14 protein-coding genes are annotated in these 14713 nt (G+C 66.5%); 9 read left to right on the top strand and 5 right to left on the bottom strand.

Going from position 1 to position 14713, the window contains the following annotated elements; all coding sequences use genetic code 11:
• Positions 1-52: 52 nt before the first annotated feature.
• Both E3T55_RS11265 and E3T55_RS11260 read right to left on the bottom strand, forming a co-directional pair.
• Positions 53-2053, bottom strand: coding sequence for a sensor domain-containing diguanylate cyclase (locus E3T55_RS11265; RefSeq protein WP_134519663.1), 2001 nt, complete (start codon positions 2051-2053; stop codon positions 53-55).
• 5 nt (positions 2054-2058) lie between these two features.
• Positions 2059-2631, bottom strand: a complete 573-nt coding sequence (locus E3T55_RS11260) for a biliverdin-producing heme oxygenase (RefSeq protein WP_134519662.1) — start codon at positions 2629-2631, stop codon at positions 2059-2061.
• Positions 2632-2838: 207 nt separating this feature from the next.
• Here E3T55_RS11260 and E3T55_RS11255 point away from each other — a divergent pair, with 207 nt between their 5' ends.
• On the top strand, positions 2839-3540 hold the full coding sequence (locus E3T55_RS11255; RefSeq protein ID WP_134519661.1) for a nucleoside/nucleotide kinase family protein: 702 nt from the start codon (positions 2839-2841) through the stop codon (positions 3538-3540).
• Positions 3541-3718: 178 nt separating this feature from the next.
• Here the strand turns inward: E3T55_RS11255 and E3T55_RS11250 are convergent, their stop codons facing one another.
• From E3T55_RS11250 to E3T55_RS11240, 3 genes are all read right to left on the bottom strand, one after another.
• Complete coding sequence (locus tag E3T55_RS11250) at positions 3719-4150, bottom strand: nuclear transport factor 2 family protein (RefSeq protein WP_198418562.1); 432 nt, start codon at positions 4148-4150, stop codon at positions 3719-3721.
• Between the two features lie 149 nt (positions 4151-4299).
• Positions 4300-5313: an HAD family hydrolase gene (locus tag E3T55_RS11245; protein WP_134519660.1), complete on the bottom strand. Its 1014-nt coding sequence runs from the start codon at positions 5311-5313 to the stop codon at positions 4300-4302.
• 3 nt (positions 5314-5316) lie between these two features.
• On the bottom strand, positions 5317-6297 hold the full coding sequence (locus tag E3T55_RS11240) for a DUF7064 domain-containing protein (RefSeq protein ID WP_134519659.1): 981 nt from the start codon (positions 6295-6297) through the stop codon (positions 5317-5319).
• A gap of 236 nt (positions 6298-6533) precedes the next feature.
• Here E3T55_RS11240 and E3T55_RS11235 point away from each other — a divergent pair, with 236 nt between their 5' ends.
• The 8 genes from E3T55_RS11235 (at position 6534) to E3T55_RS11200 (ending at position 14712) form a co-directional block, all read left to right on the top strand.
• A complete protein-coding gene (locus E3T55_RS11235; protein ID WP_134519658.1) occupies positions 6534-6821 on the top strand; it encodes a EutN/CcmL family microcompartment protein in 288 nt (95 codons plus the stop codon).
• Positions 6822-6840: 19 nt separating this feature from the next.
• Positions 6841-7158 (top strand): BMC domain-containing protein, encoded by a 318-nt coding sequence (locus E3T55_RS11230; protein ID WP_338145126.1) that lies wholly within the window; start codon positions 6841-6843, stop codon positions 7156-7158.
• A 74-nt stretch (positions 7159-7232) separates the two neighbouring features.
• Positions 7233-8615, top strand: a complete 1383-nt coding sequence (locus E3T55_RS11225; protein WP_134519657.1) for an aldehyde dehydrogenase family protein — start codon at positions 7233-7235, stop codon at positions 8613-8615.
• The gene (gene eutJ, locus E3T55_RS11220) at positions 8594-9445 is read left to right on the top strand and encodes an ethanolamine utilization protein EutJ (protein WP_198418561.1); all 852 of its coding nucleotides are present in this window, start codon (positions 8594-8596) and stop codon (positions 9443-9445) included. The genes E3T55_RS11225 and eutJ overlap by 22 nt, the downstream gene beginning before the upstream one ends.
• Positions 9442-10074 carry a BMC domain-containing protein gene (locus E3T55_RS11215; RefSeq protein ID WP_134519656.1) on the top strand — a complete coding sequence of 211 codons (633 nt, stop codon included), beginning with the start codon at positions 9442-9444 and terminating at the stop codon, positions 10072-10074. Before eutJ ends, E3T55_RS11215 begins: the two co-directional genes overlap by 4 nt.
• Positions 10071-11420, top strand: coding sequence for a malate dehydrogenase (locus E3T55_RS11210; RefSeq protein ID WP_134519655.1), 1350 nt, complete (start codon positions 10071-10073; stop codon positions 11418-11420). Before E3T55_RS11215 ends, E3T55_RS11210 begins: the two co-directional genes overlap by 4 nt.
• Complete coding sequence (locus E3T55_RS11205; protein WP_198418560.1) at positions 11417-12466, top strand: alcohol dehydrogenase catalytic domain-containing protein; 1050 nt, start codon at positions 11417-11419, stop codon at positions 12464-12466. Before E3T55_RS11210 ends, E3T55_RS11205 begins: the two co-directional genes overlap by 4 nt.
• Positions 12467-12489: 23 nt before the next feature.
• The gene (locus E3T55_RS11200; RefSeq protein ID WP_134519654.1) at positions 12490-14712 is read left to right on the top strand and encodes a helix-turn-helix domain-containing protein; all 2223 of its coding nucleotides are present in this window, start codon (positions 12490-12492) and stop codon (positions 14710-14712) included.
• Position 14713: the final 1 nt, after the last annotated feature.

Here is a 14713-nt window from a genome sequence, read left to right as displayed (position 1 = left end):
CATCGATGGCTTGCCGGGGCGGCGCGAGGGGCCAAGCGGCCGAGCGCAGCGGCTATACCTCGGTACGGTTGCCACCACCGCGTTTCGCTCGGTACATCGCAGCATCGGCGCGGCGGATCAGATCACCGGCGATGTCACCGACCCGAGCAGTCGCGACCCCGATCGATGCGGTGACCGGCACGTCCTGACCTCTGATGCTCAGCGGTGGACCGAGGGCGGCCAACAGCCGATCCCCGACGATCCGTGCGGTCACCGCGTCCGTTTCCGCACACAGAATGACGAACTCATCGCCGCCAAAGCGGGCGACCGTGTCCGCCGCGCGAGCGGACGAGAGAAAGCGCTCGGCTATCTGCGTGAGAACCGCGTCGCCACCGTCGTGCCCGAGAGAATCGTTGATCGCCTTGAACGAGTCGACGTCGACAAAGAGCACGGCGACGTCCCCGCCACGAGTGTGCGCCTCCAGAGCATGCTCGAGACGATCAACGAGAAGACGCCGGTTGGGCAATCCCGTCAGCGAGTCGTGCAGGGCGAACCGAGCAAGGCTGGACTCCACCCGGCGAAGGAAGGCGCCGTTGAGGTCGCGACCGAGTTCGACGGCGTCGTGCTGGGCATCGTTCCACGGCTCTGCCCGGCCGGAAACACTCCCGCTCCAGGCGGAGAATGAACTCCGCGGGGACAGGCTGGCGTCGCGATTGGACTCGGACTGATCGCCGAGCCAGCTGATGGTCTGCGTCATCTCCCGCCGGAACCACGCCAGATAGTTCCCGTCGGGGCCGAAGGGCACGATCAAGGCTCCGGCTACCTCGGGTAGCATCCCGGCCAACTCGGCATGCTCAGCAACGAGGGATTCGCAGACGAAGGGCAACTGGCCGCCGCTCGCGAGGAGTCGCTGCACGAACCACCCCACCCGGTCTCTGTCCACAACGTCGTTCGCCACCCAGACGCGTCCCTGATATTGCAGCGCGGCGGAATGAGCGGGAACCAGGTCGAACATCGTGACTGCCCCGGACAGTAGCGCCGGGGCCGGGTCGCCGCTGGCGCTGAATTGCTCGATCAGCCGCTTGCGCAGCGCGAGGGCCCGGTTGGTGTGCATCAGCGCGCTGATGTCCCTCATGGCAGCGAACAGTGCCGCGATCTGTCCGGCGAAGACCTCGAGGGACTGACGGAGTCGGTACGGCAGACGTCGCGGAGTGCGGTGGGCGCACGTCACCATTCCGACCAGTGTGCCGCCGGTGATGAGCGAGAACGACAGCGTTGCCGCCTGACCCATATTGCGCATAAATCGGGAATGGTAGGGCGAGATGCTGCGCAATTCTGCCACGCTCAGGTCCAACGGTTCGCCCGTCAGGGGGTTTTCTGCTGGCTCCACGCGAGAGGACGTTTCCGACGTCGAAGCAACGGTGCGCGAAATCTTGGTCAGGTAAAGCTCCCGGGCCTGCGCCGGAATGTCAGACGCCGGAAAGTGCAGGCCCAGGTAGGATTCCAGTGTGTCGTCGGCTCGTTTCTCAGCGACGATCTCCCCGTGCCCGTCGGGATGGAACCGATAGATCATGACTCGATCGAATCCAGTCAGCCGTTGCATGTCACGGGCGGCGAGATCCCAGAGCTCGTCCGGTGTCGACAGCGTCGCCATGCGGCTGATTGCCGCGTACACCGACGGCGTCGAGCTGAACCGTCCGGGTGGCAGCGCGGGTTCGAACTCGACGACGGTGACTCCGTCGGCGGCGTGAACAATCAGGTCGAAGGTCACCGCGTTGCACTCGATGGTGACCGGATTCGACGTGCGCTGGTCCCCCCTCAGGACCGCCGCGAGCCGTGCCACGGCGGCAGGACCGATCAGGTTCGAGAGCGGAGTCCCCAACAATTGCGGCACGGAACGCCCGACCAGAGCAGCACTATTCTGGCTGGCCTGCAGTATCGTCCACGTCGCTCGGCTCACCGTCAGCAGCATGCCGTGGGCCTGAATGGAACCGGGACGGCGAATGGGTTCTCGAGCGCATGCCTCGAGGCGGGCACGCTCGGCGTCGGTGACGAGAAGGCGTGGAAGGGTCATCGGGGTTAGTCCTGGCGAGGCATCGCGACGTGCATTTCGAAGGACAGAAAAGTCCGGCGAGCCCCGTCGACGACCAAACTGCTGCCGTCGGCACCACCATCGAATCGTTGGAGGGCCTCGGTGAGCGTTCGCCACGGCGATGGATGCCCCCGGTCTCCGCTCTCGAAGAAGCGCGTGGGAACCTCTCCGATCGAGGATCGGATGGCCGGTCCGATCACGCGTCCGCCCAAAGCCGAGCCCTCGAGCACGTACAGGCACCCCAGCATGCCCGGGAAGCACGAGATGCCCGTTATCGGAGACGCGTCAACGGGCGGCGACGCCTGCATGTCCTGAAGGTCCTTCTCGATCAGGTGGGATCGCCGGAATCGTCGCAGATCGATGTCGAGAACTGCCCACGCTTGCGCCCATTGCGAATCAGCGAGGGACACCTCCGCCGCCCGATGGAACCCGTGCAGGCGATAGAGAAGCGTTCGGTAGTCGACACGGCTGCGAATGGAGCCGGGTAGACCGGTTGCGGTCTCGACCGCAGCATGAAGATCAGCAGTTTCGCGCCGAAGAAGCGACGGCAAGTCTTCCATCTCGAGGTTTCCGCCTCACTGAAGTCTGGGCGAACACGACCACCGTGCAGGCCCACAAACAGGCAGTTCACACGATACAACAATCATTCCGAAAATACCTCATGTTCGTTGTTTTCCGCGGCTTCACCGGCCGCGCTGTCCGGGCATTCGTCGAACCGTCGGCGGAGGGTTCGAAGGCGCGCTCCGCGCTCCCGTACCATGAGGGGCATGCCGGACACCGACAGTATTGCGACCCGTAGCGAGCTTTCGACCTTGGTCAGTCGGGTCCTGGGCCTGCAGCGCCCGGGGCAGCGGATGATTCTGGGCATTGCGGGCGGACCGGGTTCGGGCAAGACGACGATGGCCCTGGGCCTCGTGCAAGCCATCAACGCGCTCTCCGTCGCCCGCGGCGGGGCGCAGCACCTCGCCGTGCACCTGCCGATGGATGGGTTTCACCTCGCGAACGCCACCCTGGATCGGCTCGGCAGCCACAACCGCAAGGGCGCGATCGACACCTTCGACGCCTGGGGCTTCACGGCCCTGCTGCAGCGTCTTCTGGTCGAGGTCGACCACATCGTGTACGCGCCCAGCTTTCGGCGGGAGGTCGACGAGGGCGTCGCCGGCGAGATCGCGGTACTGCCCGAATCCCGCATTGTGATCACCGAGGGCAACTACCTGCTCGTCGACGAGGAACCGTGGCGTGCCACGGCCCGTCTCGCGACCGAGATCTGGTTCTGCGAGACGACCGACACCGAGCGGATGCGGCGGCTCATCGACCGCCACGAGCGGCACGGCAGCAGCGCCGAGGCCGCGGAGGCCTGGGCGCGCACCGTGGACGGAGTGAACGCTCGCCTGGTCGATGACTCACGGCATCGGGCCGCCCTCGTCATCTCGGGTGAGGGCGGGGTTTCGCACTCACAGCCCGGGTGAGAGCCCAGAACCGATAGGGCGACTCAGGAGGGGATGGTTTCGTTGGGACCTCGGACACAAGAGTCACGCCTCCATGCCCGGCCGCACCGCCCGCCGCGCCGCCTCATGCGGATCGCACGTGTCGTTCGGGTCGTACGGGTCGTGCGGGGGCGCGCCCAGACTCACTCGCAGTCAGTCGTCACTCAAGGATCTTCCAGAAGGAATCCTTGCGGCTGATTTTGCCGTTGTGGTCGAACTCGAGCAGGTCGAGTCCGCGCACCTCGATCTGTTGGCCCGAGGTCGACGTGCCGGTGAGCGTCCACTCGGACACGCCGACGTCATCACCGCAGACCCAGTGACGGTCGTCCCCGTAGTGAACGTTCGGGATGCCCGCGAATCGCGTCGCGAGCCCCGCCCGAACGGCGGCCTTGCCCACATACTGGTCACCGCGCGGCCTCGCACCGCGCGGCATGAAGAAGACGCAGTCGTCGGCAAAATATCCCATGATGGCGTCGAGATCATGGCTGTTGAATGCCTCCAGAAAACCCTTCAGCACGTCTTGCGTCACCTTGTCGCCCATGGTCCGGGCCTCCTCGTGGTCGTTGCCGCTGGAGATTCTCGTGACGATCATGCCCGAGAGAAGGGCAACTATCAACGATCACGGTACAAGGGACATCGCTCTGCAACGATGGCGGCAGATCGATCACTGTAAGGGTGCTCAATTCAATGGAATGCGGCTCTACTCACGCAGGAGGCTTCGCGGGCCGGGAACGGCAGGGATCAGCGGTGGCCGAGGATGCTCTGCACGGCATCGAACAGATCGTCGTGAGTCTGACGTGACCGCGGTGCCTGCGCCTGCGCCGGCGCCGGCGCCGGCGAATCAGTCTGTACCCCGGTCTTCGCGCAACCGCAACCGCAGCCCGCGGCAGCTGCCGGCGGTACGGCGGATGTCAAGCGATGCGTCACTGCTGCAGCCGCCCCGGTGACGACCGCGTGGCGGCGCGCACGTCGGATTGCCGCAGACACCGCACCGGGATCGGTGACATCCGGCGCAGCGGTCTGCGCGACCTCGGCAACAGCGCACGATGTCGAGGAATCCCCGTTGCGCAGATAGGACACGAGCTCCTGCGGCCAGAATGCCACGAACTCCGCGCCTGCCGCGGTCAGCTGATCCTCCGTGTGCATGCCCCAGCTCACACCGACGGCGCGGATTCCCGCGGCCAGTGCCGCCTCCACGTCACCGATCGTGTCGGTCACGAGCACCGTCTGGTCGTCGCCCAGGGGAATACCGGGAGCGTCCTCGTCGTAGAAGGCCGAACATCGTCGGCCGGTACCCTGCGCCGCGTCGGCGATGAAACGGCGGATGCCGTGGGTCTTGTTCGGCTCGACGTCGCCGCCGAACACGTGAGCGAAGCAGTATTCAATGCCGTTGCCGATCAGCACCCGTCTGATCACGGAGGTGAGGTTCGAGGTCAGCACGGCGAGAACGGATGTGGGGGCGAGAGCGTGCACGACGTCCACCATGCCCGGAATCATCACCGGGAAGTAGTCGCTTCCGAGGCGGCTCATGAACGATTCGATCGCGGCATCCGCTCTCTGCGTGCTGTCGCAGAGTTCGCGAATTTGCTCAAAGAGGTTGCCGTTCAGCAGGTCGAAATACTGCTCTTTGGTATCGATGCCCAGGCCGAACTCGTCATTTACCTGCTGGAATACCTGCCAGGATGCGACCCTGGTCTGCACCAGGGTGCCATCCAGATCGAACAGAATGTGGCTCGCGGGCCGCGACTGGGTCATCAGCTAGAGCCGGCTGTAGATGGCGGTCAGGTTTTGCGGTCCGACGAAGTCCTGGATCTCACCCCAGCCGGTCAGATCGCCGCAGCGCCATTCGGCGAGAACGTTGAACCCCACGGTGCCGGGTCCTGCCTGCCAGGGGAAGCTCGTGCGCCCGGCACCGCTGAGGTTCCAGGTGCGGCCGGCGCTGTCGACGACCTCGATTTCGACGCTCTTCGCGTAGTACCCCTCGCGGACCGTTCGGCTCGTGCCGGAGGCGATGCCGAAGATTTCACCGTTCTCGAGCACATAGCCGTGCAGAGCCGGTGCGACGGTAACCGCATCCGGCCCCTTGGTGTGGTCGAAGTCGAAGATCGCGTGAATCGCGAGGTCCTTCGAGAAGTGTGCGTGCAGCCAGCTCATGTTGTGGTCCTGGTGCTCGGCGCGCAGGCCCCAGCTGTGGTCCATCGTCGAGACGCAGTCGATGGGATAGCTCGTGCCGTTGAGCGTCAGCTCGCCCTCGTAATGTCCCGTCTGGTCGAAGTGGCCCTTGTACGCTTCGCCCCAGGCGAAGGTGTCGGCACCGCGCTGTGCCGCGACGATCGGGTCCTGCTCGGGGTCTGAGATGTCAAAGGCGAGGCCGAGCGCGGTGTAGCGAAACCGCATCGACACGTTCTTTCCGTTGTCGAACTCGACCTGCCACACCCGATTCGGCTCGATCGATTTCACCGACAGCCCGTTGCGCAGGGTGTAATCGCGCAGGTTCGGGGGCTGCGGAATGGGAAGGTGGTGCTGCGGGTCCCAGTAGTCCGCCTCCCACGGCTTGTCGACAAAGCGCGAGTTGATCGCGACGGTCGAGATGACCACCCCGACGTTCGGGCGGAACAGGGTGTAAACGCCGACGTTGAGTGGAACCTCGGCAATGTAGAAGCCAAAGAAGTTCGTCTCCGCCCAGGTCGGATCATCACTCGTCGGCGGGTGGAAGTCGGCGTCTTCAGGCTTGATCACGGCGGATTCTCCTCACTAGGTGTGTGGAACACTGTCCCGTCTGGGAAGGCCGCGAGATACGACGCCGGCCGACAACCGACCCGCATCACGTTATCCCGGGGAGATAACGCGGTCATTCTTCGACTGGGCCTTACTTGACCTTGGCAACGCAACACGACGAGGTGCCGCGATGGCACTCTCGTTGGATCACGATGGGTTGGATCACGATGGGGTTCTATCACGATGGGAGTGACCACATGCGACTCGGAACAGTCGTGGGACAGGTTGTCTCGACAGCCAAAGAACCGGGACTCTCCGGTTTCACACTCCTGCTCATCGAAGACCTGGACGGACCCCCGGCCGAGGCAGGCTCGGTCTACGTCGCGATTGACCTTGTTGGTGCGGGCGACGGAGAAGTCGTTCTCGTGGCAACGGGGAGTGGAGCGCGTGTCAGCCAGGCCGCCGGCCAAGCGTCCGTCGACTCGGCGGTGGTCGCCATTGCCGACACCGTCATTCGACGCGGCGAAATCACCTACAGCAAGTAACGACCTTCGGAGGATTGACATGGCTGAAATACAGCCCGGTGGAATGCGCAGTGCAGGCGCTCTCGGTTTGATCGAGACGAAAGGCCTCGTCGGAGCGATCGAGGCGGCCGATGCGATGGTCAAGGCGGCCAACGTGCGCGTGATCGGTCACAAAGAGATCGGTGGCGGACTCGTGACGATCCTCATTCGAGGTGACGTTGGTGCGGTGAAGGCCGCGACCGATGCCGGGGCCGTGGCAGCGGGGAAGGCCGGAGAAGTCGTCTCCGTGCACGTCATCCCCCGACCTCACGAGGAGACGGAGGAAATGCTCATCGCCCTGGTGGCCCGCAAGGCCTGACCTCCCCTCGACTCGCACCACGATGCCTCCCGCGTTCTCGCCGGAAGCATCCTCGACCATGCAAAGGAGAGGTGATGACGGTGACGATATCCCTGGACGCCGACCTCGCCGCGCTCGCAGATGTGCGCGCAAAAGCGGATGCGGGCAGCCGCGCCGCTCGAGAGATCGAAAACGCCGACCAGGCCTGGCTCGACGAAATCATTCGGGCCATGGCGAAGGCGGGCTATGCCGCGTCCGAGCAACTTGCCCGCCTCGCCGTGACCGAGACCGGATATGGCGTATACGAGGACAAGGTCGTGAAGAACCGTTTCAACACGGGGTTCGTCGCCGAGTGGATGCTCGAGCGCCGCGCCGTCGGCGTGCTCTGGGTCGACGAGGTGCACAAGGTGACCGCGATCGGATCCCCGATGGGATTGATCGCCGCGATCATCCCCGTCACCAACCCGACCGCGACCATCCTCTTCAAGTCCCTAGCCGCGGTCAAGGCGGGCAACGCCATCGTTCACGCCCCGCACCCGCGGGCCGCCCGATGCTCGAATCTCGCGGCTGAGATCATGGCGGAGGCGGCCATGCGGGCCGGAGCGCCCGACGGACTCATTTCCTGCCTGACGGATCCGACGCTCGAAGCAACGCAGGCGCTCATGCGACACCCCGCGGTGCGTCTCGTGATGGCGACCGGCGGGCCGGCGATGGTGGCAGCCGCGTACTCGAGCGGCAAACCGACGATCGCGGTCGGAGCCGGAAACGTGCCAGCCTACGTCGATTCGAGCGTCACCGACGTCGCGGAGGCGGCCGAGATGATCATTGCGTCGAAGTCTTTCGACAATGGAACCGCCTGCGTCGCCGAGCAATCGGTCGTCGTCGCCGAGTCCGTTGCCGAGCCCTTCTTTCGCCATTTTGAGCAGCAGGGGGCCGCGTGGCTGAACGCCGAGCAGCAGAAGGCTCTCACCGGCGTCCTCTTCGATGAACGAGGTGCGCTGCGTGCCGCCAACGTCGGGCAGTCGGCCGTGCGCCTGGCCGAACTGAGCGGCTTCACGGTCGCCCCCGGTACCAAAGTGCTTGCCGCCGAACTGGGTCGGGTGGGCCGCGACGAGCCGTTGTCGCGCGAAATCCTCGGGCCGGTTCTGTCCGTCTACCGGGTGAAAGACAGCACGGAGGGCTGGACCCGCTGCCGCGAGATTCTCGCGTTCGGCGGTGAGGGCCACACCGTCGCCGTGCACGCGGCGGATGCCGAGGTGATTGCACGCTTCGGGGCGCTGCCGGCGGGGCGCATCGTCATCAACACGCCCGCGCTGTTCGGAGGGATGGGGTACTCGGCCGAAGTCGATCCGTCATTCCAGCTCGGCACCGGCACCTGGAGCGGCTCGATCTGCTCCGACAACGTCACGCCCCTGCACCTGGTCAACATCAAACGAATCGCCCACCAGGTTCGCCCGTGGCGCGGGGTCTACGCGTGATCGCCGCCATGACCGACCCGCAGATCAACCGTTCGGTTGAGCAACGACTCGAGACGGCCTTCGCGGTCTACCGCACCCCGGCCGAGCACTGGACCGGCCCGCTGAGCGTCGGCATCGACCTGGGAACCTCGACGTGCGCGATTGCGGTCGTCGATGCCCAGGGCGTGCCGGTGTGGATGGATTCCCGCGGTACCGCGGCCATCCGTGACGGCGTCGTCTTCGACTATTGGGGTGCACGGGATGCGACGGCCTCGCTCAAAGAAGACGCGGAGGCCGCACTCGGGGTCGCCTTCACCCGGGCGGCGACCGCATTTCCTCCCGGGGTCGATGAATCCGACAGTCGCGCCTGCGGATTCGTGCTCGAATCGGCGGGGTTCGATGATATTCTGCTGCTCGACGAGGTGAGCGCGGCCAACCTGACCCTCGGAATCGACAACGGTGTCGTCGTAGACGTCGGCGGCGGTTCGACCGGCGTGGGGGTGTTTCGCGACGGACGACTCGTCGCGCTCGACGATCGACCGGGCGGCGGCCACCATCTCGACCTGATTCTTGCCGGGTCCCTGGGCATCCCCCTCGAGCAGGCCGAGTTGCTGAAGCGAACCCACGCCGACGACTACCTGGGGATTCTGCGTCCGGGGCTCGAACGCGTCGCGGAGTCGATCCGCGCGCTGAGCCTGGGTGCCGAAAAGCTCGACGTGCACCTGGCCGGCGGTGCGTTGATGATTGACGGCGCCGACCGCGTCATCGCCGCCTACCTCGGTCGACCCGTGCGGTCGTATCCCCACGCTCTGTACATCACCCCACTGGGAATCGCGAGGCACGCATCATGAGTTCACCATCACTTCGAACATATGCCTTTCTCGACCGGATGCAGCCGCAGTGCGCCGCGCACGTCGCTGCGACGAGCCCGGGTGACGTGCCACTCGCCGGAATGGCCGAACTCTTCATCGAACTCGCTCCCGGCAACGAGGTGTTCCGCGCCGCCGACATCGCCCTCAAGGCGGCGGGGGTCCGGCCCGCGCTGCAGATCATCGAGCGCGAGTTCGGGCTGCTCGAGATCCACTCCGAACAACAGGCGGAGGTGCTCGCAGCGGGCCAGGCGGTGCTCGACGCCCTCGGGCTGAGGGAAGAGGACCGGATCAAGCCGCGAATCGAGTCCACCCAGTTCATCACCAACGTGCACGCCTACCAGGCGCAGCTGCTCAACAAGTGGCGCAAGGGATCCCTGCTGATGCCCGGCTCCAGCCTCTTCGTCATGGAGGTCGCCCCCGCGGCCTACGTCACACTCGCCGCGAACGAGGCGGAGAAGGCGGCCGAGATCAGCATTATCGAGATCAGGGCCGTCGGCCGATTCGGCCGCATGTTTCTCTCCGGCACGGAATCCGACGTGCAGACGGCCAGAGACGCGGCCGTGTCCGCCCTCGAGCACCTGAGCGGAGTCGAGGAGGCTCGTCGATGACCGTGTACGGTACCGACGACATCGACGCGGTGATCGCATCCGCCGGGGGTGCAGCCGCGCGCCTCACCGTGAGGCGCGGAGACATCGTGACGCCGCTGGCCCGCGACCAGGCGGCCGCAGTCGGGGTCGAGATCATCGTCACGGAGGCGGCCGCGCCGGCTCACGCTCCGGTGCGGCCCTCGCCATCCGGCCGAGCGCCGGGTACAGCGCCGGCTACAGCACCAGGGACAGTACCGGGCGGTCGCGCGCTGGCCCCCGCGCTCATGCCTTCTTCCGCGCTTTCGCCCTCCCCCGCGCTGTACCGTCGGGGCGCTCCCCTCGAGGCTCGCTATCTGCCCCGATCGCGTCGAACCGCGGTGACTGACACGGCGCACGGCCCAGGCCCGGGCCACGGTACGCCGCCCGGCCGGGTCGCCCGCATCGTCGTCGTCGGTGCCGGACGCGTCGGCATGATCACCGCGATGCGTCTCGCCGAGACCGACCTCGTGAACGAAATCGTGCTCGTCGACGTCGCCGGCGGACTCGCCGCTGGCATTGCCCTTGATATCAGCCACTCGGCGGGGCTGCTCGGCTTCAGCACCAGGCTGCGCGGAGAGCAGACCGTTGCTGCCGCCGGAACGGCCGCCTTTACCGTCGTCACGGCCGGCCAGGCGCGCCGACCGGGCATGAGCAGAGGCGATCTGGCCGGCACCAACGCCACGATCGTCGGAGCGCTGGCCCAGCAGATCGCGGCGACCTCGCCCGACGGCGTCATCCTCGTTGTCACGAACCCACTCGACGAGATGACGGCACACGCCTGGCGACAATCGGGTCTGCCCTCTGGCCGGGTGATCGGCATGGCGGGCGTGCTCGATACCGCTCGGTTCGCGAGTCTGCTCTCCCTGACCGGCATCGCCGATGCGTCGGAGATCCGCGGACTCGCCCTCGGCAGCCACGGCGACGAGATGGTCATCCCACGCTCGCTCGTGAGCGTCAACGGCTCATCGATCGATGGCCGGATCGACGAGGCGGTGCTCGACGGGGTCGTCTCCCGCACCCGCAACTCGGGAGCCGAGGTCGTCGGCCTGCTCGGTCACGGCAGCGCCTTCATCACCCCCGGACTGTGCGCCGCCCAGATGGTCACGGCGATGATCCGCGAGGACGACCGCGTCGTCGCGGCAACCGTGCGACCCAACGGCCAGTACGGTGTCGACGGAACCTACGTCGGACTTCCCGTGCGCCTCGGCAGGCACGGTCTCGCCTCCATCGTCGAGCTCGACCTCACCCCCGGCGAGCGCCGGGCCATCGTGTCGGCGGCATCCCGCATCAGCGATCGCGTTCGATCCCTCGCCGGCGGTCACCCATGACCGCCGGGACCATGCGCGCGGTGGTCTTCGCCGGCAGTGAGCGCGTATCGATCGAAGCCGTTGCCGCTGCCACGCTCGTCGACCCCGACGACGTTCTCGTCAGGATCACCCGCGCCGCGATCTGCGGCACGGACCTCGGCCTGCTGAGGCATCCGGATCACCTGCCGGTCGGTACCATTCTCGGGCACGAGTACGTGGGCATCGTCGACTCGGTCGGGTCGGGTGTGCGCGGCTTCCGCCCCGGCGACCGCGTGTGCGGTTCCGACTTCATCGCCTGCGGGCGCTGCTGGTGGTGCCGGCGTGGCGACCACTGGGAGTGTCGTGTGCGTGCCTTTTTCGGCACCGGTACCGCGTTCGGCCCCGCGCTCGCCGGCGCTCAGGCGGAACTGCTGCGGGTGCCGCGCGGCGACGTCGTGCTACAGCTGCTGCCCGACTCCGTCAGCGATGACGTCGGCGTGTTCTTCGGTGACGTGTTGGCGACCGCATACGCGGCCGTGAGCCGCGCAGATATTCTCCCCGGGGACACTGTCGCGGTCATCGGCGGTGGTCCGGTCGGCCAGGTGGTGAGCATGATGGCGCAGACAAGGGGTGCCGGGCCCGTCGTGCTCGTCGAACCGGTCGAGTCGCGGCGCACCGCGGCGGCGAGCCTGGGGTCTCTCGCGGTGGACCCGGTCGGGGCCCGTTCGCTCGTGGACAGCCTCACCGACAGGCGGGGGGCGGATGCTGTGATCGATGCGGTTGGCGGCCACATCGGCCTCGGCTCGTCGTTCGGCCTCGTGCGGCGCCGCGGAACGATCGTCTCGGTCGGCGTGCACCACGAGGACCGCTGGTCGCTGCCGGTGCGGCGCGCGTTCGCCGACGAGCTGACGGTGCGCTTCGCCATCGGCGATTCGATGCGCGATCGGGACCAGTTCACGGCCCTTGCCGCGGCCGGGCTGATCGACCTCCGGGCCGTGATCACCCGTGTGGTTCCCTTCGGCGATGCCGTGGCGGCCTACGAGGATTTACTCGCTCAGAGGGCTGTCAAAATCGTGCTCGCGCTGTAACCTGACCCGGTAGGAGGTCAACGATGACCCTGTCCCACAAATCCTGGCCGGTGCTCGCAGCCCTGCCCGCACCTCGCCCGCTGGCTACCATCAGCGACGAACTTCTCGCGATCACCGCACGCGAGCCGACAAGTGCTGCAGCGGCCATTGCCGCTATCGGCGGTTGCCTGCGTCGCTATGCCCCCGAAGTCTTCACCATTGTGCGGCTCGCCGGTGAGACCTGGACCCCCCTGGTGCCTTCCGGAGTCGCCGACTCCCCCGCGGTGACCGCGCTCAGCGTTCGCACGGATCGGCCATCCGCTCATCGCGTCGCTCGCGCCGGCGACATCGCGATCGTGACCGCGTGGTTCGATGACGCACCACCGCTCATCGACGCCCAGCTACTCCGTCACGTGGCCCGATGGCTGTCGATGACGATCGCACTCGAGAACGCGGCGGCGCGGGTCGTTTTCGCCGACGACGAGGCGACCGTGCTGCGGCTGGTCGCTTCTGAAATTTTGACGATTCGCGACCTCGATCAGGTGCTGCTCTCGATTGCGACTCAGACCCTCGGCCTGCTCGATGCCGACATCTGTGGGGTGCTGCTGCGTGAGGGCGACCGCGTGCAGATGCGTTCCTGCGTCGGCCACCGCATGGTGGAGACGGCACACCTGCGCATGAAGCGGGGGCAGGGGGTTGCCGGGCTCGTCTTTCAGACCGGCGAGATCGGTCGCGTCGACAGTTACCTCACCGACCGCACCATCAGCGGCGATTTTCTCTCGCTCGCCGCGCAGGAAGCGACCCGCTCGGCGCTCGCCGTTCCGCTGCGCTCCCACGGCGAGTTCATCGGCGTGCTCGAGGTCTGGCGTCGACGGGACTCCATCTTCACCGACGCCGATGTGCGGCGGATGGTGTCCCTCGCCGACCTCGCGACCATCGCCATTGAGAACGCGAGCCTGTACGAGGACCAGCGTGTGATGGTCGACAAGCTCCGTGAGGCGCACGACGCGATGGAACACCAGGTCGAGCTGCTGCGGCGCTCATCTCGGCTGCAGAACTCGCTGCTGCGTCTCATCCTCGAGGGTTCGGGGGCCTACGGCGGCATAGTGAAGACGGTCTCGAGAGAGCTGGGCTGCACGGTTGCGTATTCGACGGCCGATGGCCAGCTCGACTGCTGCGAGCCGGCCGACGCTCACCTGGCAGAGATCCAGTCGAGCGTCGCCGAACTGTCACGCACTCACCACCGCGCCGTTCACACCGCCACCCGACGCATGCTGCCCTCCGGTCGACGCTGGTGGACGCATGCGGTCTTCGTCGCAGAGATCGAGATCGGAATGGTCAGCCTGATCGGCGGCACTGAGGCCGACGAGGCGATGGAGGTCGCGGCCGGCCAGGCCGCGATGGCCTGCTCGCTCGCTCATCTGGAGCAGCGAGCGGCGAGCCAGGCACGCAACGCCGCCTTCGATCAGATTGTCTGGGACCTGATGGAAGGTCCCGTCGAGCACCGCACGGCCGCTCTGGGCCGGGCTGGCGAAATGGGGATTCAGCTGAGCGGACCGCACCGCGTCATCCATGGGTCATTCGCCAATCTCACCGAGCTGGCCCGGGAGCGGGAGTGGGACACCGCGACCGTCGACAGGTCGAAGCGATCGGTGATTCGGGCGCTGAAATCATCGTCGGCCGGGCACGCGGTACGGATGCTCAGCCTGCGCGGCGACTGGATCGTGGCCGTCGTTGAGGTCAACGGGCGAGCGGACGCGCGTGGCCTCATGTCGACGCTCACGACGGCAGCCCGCGAGAGCGTTCCGGGGGTGGAACTGCACTGGGGCATGAGTAGTTGTTACGACAAGCCGCTCAACTACCCTGCTGCCTTTCGCGAGGCGCAGACCGCGCTGAGCGGAGCACGTCGGCTGCGCACCGGTACCTTCTCGCTCTACGACGAACTCGGAATCGTCAGGCTACTGCTCGGGCCCACCGGCGAAAGCGCCGACCTGCAGCGCTTTATCGACGAGGTGACGGCCCCGCTGACCGCCTACGACCGGCAACACGACGGTTCGCTGCTCATCACCCTGCGTGCATTCTTTGACAGCGACTGCTCCCAGAAACGTGCGGCCGAGATGCTCTTCGTTCACCCGAAGACCCTGCGCTATCGGCTCGACCAGATCGCCCAGCTCTCCGGCCTCGACCTGTCCGTGCATGCGGATCGAATGCGTGCCGACCTTGCGCTGCGCCTTCTCGAGGTCTCGGCCAACAACGTGCAAAGCTGAC

Origin of the sequence: Cryobacterium frigoriphilum (assembly GCF_004403305.1) — a bacterium.
GTDB lineage: Bacteria > Actinomycetota > Actinomycetes > Actinomycetales > Microbacteriaceae > Cryobacterium > Cryobacterium frigoriphilum.
The sequence above is the reverse complement of the archived record's forward strand: the minus strand, read 5'-3'. Positions and strand labels throughout refer to the sequence as shown.